Raw genomic sequence first — 5,079 nt, 5'->3', positions numbered from 1 at the left:
CTGGAGGATTTGTTGGGTGGGGGTGGTTTGGGGGGTGATGCGGTGGTGGAGGTATTGGGTGAGGGCTTTGGGGGTGGGGTGGTCGAAGATGATGGTGGCGGGGAGGTGTTGGCCGGTTGCGGTGTTGAGTCGGTTGCGTAGTTCGAGTGCGGTGAGGGAGTCGAAGCCGAGGTCTTTGAATGGTTGTTGTTCGTCGATGTGTTGGGGGTTTGTGTGGCCGAGGACGGCGGCGATGTGGGTGCGGATGGTGTTGAGGATGAGTTGTTGTTGTTCTTGGGGGGTTTGGTTGGTGAGTTGGTTGGTGAGGGTGGGGGTTTTTGTGGTGGGGGTTGTGGTGGGGGTGAGTGCGCGGAGGGTTGGGGGGAGTGTGTTGGTGGGTTGTTGGCGTAGGGCGGGGAGGTTGATGTTTGCGGTGAGGAGGTGGGGGTGGTTGGTGGTGAGGGCTTGGTCGAGGAGGTTGAGGGCGTGGGTGGTGGTCATGGGGTGGATGCCGGTGCGGGCGATGCGTTGTTGGTTTTGGGTGTTGAGGTGGGTGGTGAGGTTGGAGTTTTGGGCCCATAGGCCCCAGGCGAGTGAGGTGGTGGGTTGGCCTTGGGTGGTGCGGTGGTGGGCGAGGGCGTCGAGGAAGGTGTTGGCGGCGGCGTAGTTGGCTTGGCCTGGGCTGTCGATGGTGCCGGCGGCGGAGGAGTAGAGGATGAAGGCGGCGAGGGGGTGGTTTTGGGTGAGTTGGTGAAGGTGCCAGGCGGCGTCGATTTTGGGTTGGAGGGTGTGGTGGAGGTGGGTGGGGGTCATGGTGGTGATGGTGGCGTCGTTGAGGATGCCGGCGCAGTGAATGACTGCGGTGAGTGGGTGTTTTTTGGGGATGTTGTTGATGAGGGTGGTGAGTTGTTGTGGGTCGGTGGTGTCGCAGGCGGTGATGGTGACGGTGGCGCCGGTGGTTTCGAGTTCGGTTTTGAGTTTGGTGATGTGGGGTTTGTTGGGTCCGGTGCGGCTGGCGAGTAGGAGGTGGCGTGCGCCGTAGTGGGTGGCGAGGTGGTGGGCGGTGATGGCGCCGAGGGTGCCGGTGCCGCCGGTGATGAGGATGGTGCCGTCGGGGTTGAGTGGGGGTGGGGGTGTGGGGGTGGTTCGGGTGCGGGTGAGTCGTGGGGTGAGTAGTTGGTTGCCGCGGATGGCGAGTTGGGGTTCGCCGGTGTGGTGGGCGGCGGTGAGGAGGGTTGGGTTGGGTGGGGTGGTGTCGGTGTCGATGGTGAGGATGCGGTTGGGGTGTTCGGCTTGGGCGGAGCGGAGCATTCCCCAGGCGGCGGCGGTGGTGAGGTTGATTGGTTGGGTGGGGTTGGTGGCGACGGCGTTGTGGGTCAGGACGGTGAGGGTGGTGGTGTCGTCGGTGTTGGTGAGGTGTTGTTGGAGTTGGTGCAGGAGGTTTTCGAGGGTGTTGTGGGTGGTGGTGAGGGGGTCGTCGGTGGGGATGTCGGTGAGGTCGATGAGGTGGTGTGGGGGTTTGGTGGTGGGGGTGGTGGGGGTTGGGATGGGGGTCCAGGTGAGGTGGTAGAGGGGGTGGTTGGTGGTGTGGAGTTGGTGGGGTTGGACGGGGCGGAGGGTGAGTTTTTTGATGGTGGCGATGGGGGTGCCGGTGGTGTTGGTGAGGTGAAGGGTGACGGTGTCGGGCTGGTCGGGTGTGGTGGTGAGGTGGACGTGGGCGGTGGTGTCGCCGCCGGTGGTGTGGAAGGTGACGTTGTGGAAGGTGAAGGGGAGGCGGATGGGGAGGTCTTGTGGGGGGGTGGGGTCGGCGAAGCCTTGGTGGGCGGCGATGGTGTGTAGTGCGGCGTCGAGTAGTGCGGGGTGGAGGGTGTAGTTGGTGGTGTCGGTGTCGTCTGGGAGGGCGATGGTGGCCCAGGCGTGGTCGTTGTCGTGCCAGGCGGTTTGCAGGCCTTGGAAGGTGGGGCCGTAGGTGAGGCCGGCTTGGGCGAGGGTGTGGTAGAGGGTGGCGGGGTCGATGGGGGTGCCGGTGGGTTGTTCGGGTAGGGGGTGGCTGGTGGTGGGGGTTTCGGTGGTGGTGAGGAGGCCGTGGGCGTTGCGGTTCCAGTCGTCGTCGGTTCGGGAGTGGACTGTGATGGGGCGGTGACCGGTTTCGTCGGCGGGGCCGGTGAGGATTTGGATGTCGACTGGTTGGTGGTCGGGTAGGGCTAGCGGTGTTTCGATGGTGAGTTCGTGGATGTGGGTGTGTCCGGTGTGGCTGCCGGCGTGAACGGCGAGTTCGAGGAATGCGGTGGCGGGGAGGATGGGGGTGTTGCCGACGGCGTGGTCGGTGAGCCAGGGGTGGGTGTGTTGGCTGAGCCGGCCGGTGAATAGGTGTCCGCCGTCGGGGAGTTGGGTCATCGCTGGTAGGAGTGGGTGGTGGGTGGGGGTGAGGCCGGCGCCGGTGACGTCGGTGTGTTGGGGGGTGTCCAGCCAGTAGCGGCGGTGTTGGAAGGCGTAGGTGGGTAGGTCCACTGGTTGGCGGGTGGGCAGGATTGTTGGCCAGTCGATGGGGTGGCCGTGGGTGTGTAGTCGGGCGACCGCGGTCAGCAGGGTGTGGGGTTCGGGTCGGTTGGTCTGGCTGGTCGCGATGGTGATGTGGTCTTGGGTGTCGTCGCTGGTTGCGGCGAGGTTGTGTTCGGTGATCGCGGTGAGGACGGGGGCGGGTCCGAGTTCCAGCCAGCGGGTGGCTCCCTGTTGGCGCAGGGTTTGGACGCCGTGGTGGAAGCGGACGGGTTGGCGGATGTGCTCGACCCAGTAGTCGGGGTTCTGGAGTTGGTCGCCGGCGATGTCTCCGGTCAGGTTCGAGACCACCGGTGTCCGTGCCGGTTGGTAGGTCAGGGTGGCGGCGATCTGCCGGAACTGGTCGAGGACCGGGTCCATGTGGGGGGAGTGGAAGGCGTGGCTGACGGTCAGATGGCGGGTTTTGCGGCCTTGTCCGGCGAATTCGGCGGCCAGCTGGGTGACGGTGTCGGCGTCGCCGGAGATGACGACCTGGTCGGGGGTGTTGATCGCGGCGATTGATACCTGGGGGTGGCCGGTGAGTAGGTCGGTGATCTCGTCTTCGGTGGCCTGGATGGAGACCATGGCGCCGATGCCGGCTGGTAGCTGTTGCATCAGCTGGCCGCGGGCGGTCACCAGCCGGGCGGCGTCGGCCAGGTCGAACACGCCGGCCAGGTGAGCGGCGGACAGTTCACCGATGGAGTGGCCGGCGAGCAGGTCCGGGGTGATGCCCCATGAGGTCAGCAGGTGGTAGAGGGCGGTCTGGGTGGCGAACAGGGCCGGCTGGGCGAACTGGGTCTGGTCCAGCAGGCCGGTGTCGTCGTCGTGCCACATCACGTCGCGTAGTGGCCGGGGCAGGTGTTCGTCCAGGGCGGAGCAGGCCTCGTCCAACGCTTTGGCGTAGGTGGGATAGGTGTGGGCCAGTTCCTGGCCCATTCCCGGCCGTTGCGAGCCCTGCCCGGTGAACAGCATCGCCAGGCGGCCGCTGCCGGTCCGGCCGGTCACGGTGCCGGCGGCCGGTGTCCCGTCGGCCAGCGCGGCCAGGCCGGTCAGCAGGTCGTCGTGGTCGGTGCCGATCACTGCGGCGCGGTGTTCCAGGTGGCTGCGGCTGGTCGCCAGCGTCCAGGCCGTGTCGATGGCTGCCGGGGCGGTGTCCCGGACCCGTTCGAGCAGGCGGCGGGCCTGGGCCGGCAACGCGGCCGCGGTCTTGGCCGATACCAGCCACGGCACCGGCCCGGTCGGGTCGTCACCAGCTGGGACGGCGGCGGGTTCCGGGTCGGGGGCCTGTTCCAGGATGACGTGCGCGTTCGTGCCGGAGATACCGAACGAGGACACCGCGGCCCGCCGTGGCCGGTCGACCTGGGGCCAGGGCCGGTTCTCGGTCAGTAACGCCAACCCGCTGCGTTCCCAGTCGATGTGGGTGGAGGGCTGGTCCACATGCAACGTCTTGGGCAGCACGCCGTGCCGGATCGCCTGAACCATCTTGATGATCCCGGCCGCCCCGGCCGCCGCCTGGGTGTGACCGATGTTCGACTTGATCGATCCCAACCACAACGGGTGCTCACCCCGGTCACGGCCATAGGTGGCCGACAACGCCTGGGCCTCGATCGGGTCGCCCAGACTGGTGCCCGTTCCGTGGGCCTCCACCGCGTCCACGTCCGCCGGCCGCAGACCCGCCCGGGCCAACGCGTGCCGGATCAACCGTTCCTGCGACGGCCCGTTCGGCGCGGTCAACCCGTTCGAGGCACCATCCTGGTTCACCGCGGAACTGCGCACCACCGCCAGCACCTGATGCCCGTTGGCCAGCGCGTCCGACAACCGCTCCAACACCAGCAGACCGACACCCTCAGCCCAACCGGTGCCGTCCGCGTCCGCCGAGAACGACTTGCACCGCCCGTCCGGCGCCAGCCCCCGCTGCCGAGAGAACTCCACGAACGTCGACGGGGTCGACATCACCGTCACCCCACCAGCCAACGCCAGATCACACTCTCCACCACGCAACGCCTGCGCAGCCAAATGAACCGTCACCAACGACGACGAACACGCCGTGTCCACCGTGACCGCCGGCCCTTCCAGACCGAACAGATAAGAAACCCGACCCGACGCCACACTCCCCGCACTACCAGTACCGACCATTCCCTCGAACTCAGCCGGGAACCGATCCTGGAAACGCGCCCCATAATCCGAATACATCACACCAGCGAAAACACCCGTCCGTGAACCACGCAAACCAACCGGCGCGATCCCCGCACGCTCAAACGCCTCCCACGCGACCTCCAACAACAACCGCTGCTGCGGATCCATCGCCGACGCCTCACGCGGCGAAATGCCAAACAACTCAGCATCAAACCCATCAGCGTCATACAAAAACCCACCCCACCGGGTATACGACTTCCCCGCCACACCCGGATCCGGATCAAACAAACCCTCAACATCCCACCCACGACCAGCCGGAAACTCCCCAACCGCATCAACCCCCGACACCACCAAATCCCACAAACCCTCCGGCGAACACACCCCACCCGGAAAACGAGCAGCCATACCCACCACAGCAACCGGCTC

Annotated in this window: 1 protein-coding gene; it reads right to left on the bottom strand. The window is 66.5% G+C overall.

Annotation, left to right across the window (positions count from 1 at the left end):
• A partial coding sequence (locus Vqi01_RS29925; protein ID WP_204038484.1) for a type I polyketide synthase occupies nt 1-5,079 on the bottom strand: 5,079 nt, incomplete at both ends.

This window comes from Micromonospora qiuiae (assembly GCF_016863555.1).
Classification (GTDB): domain Bacteria; phylum Actinomycetota; class Actinomycetes; order Mycobacteriales; family Micromonosporaceae; genus Micromonospora; species Micromonospora qiuiae.
The sequence above is the reverse complement of the archived record's forward strand: the minus strand, read 5'-3'. Positions and strand labels throughout refer to the sequence as shown.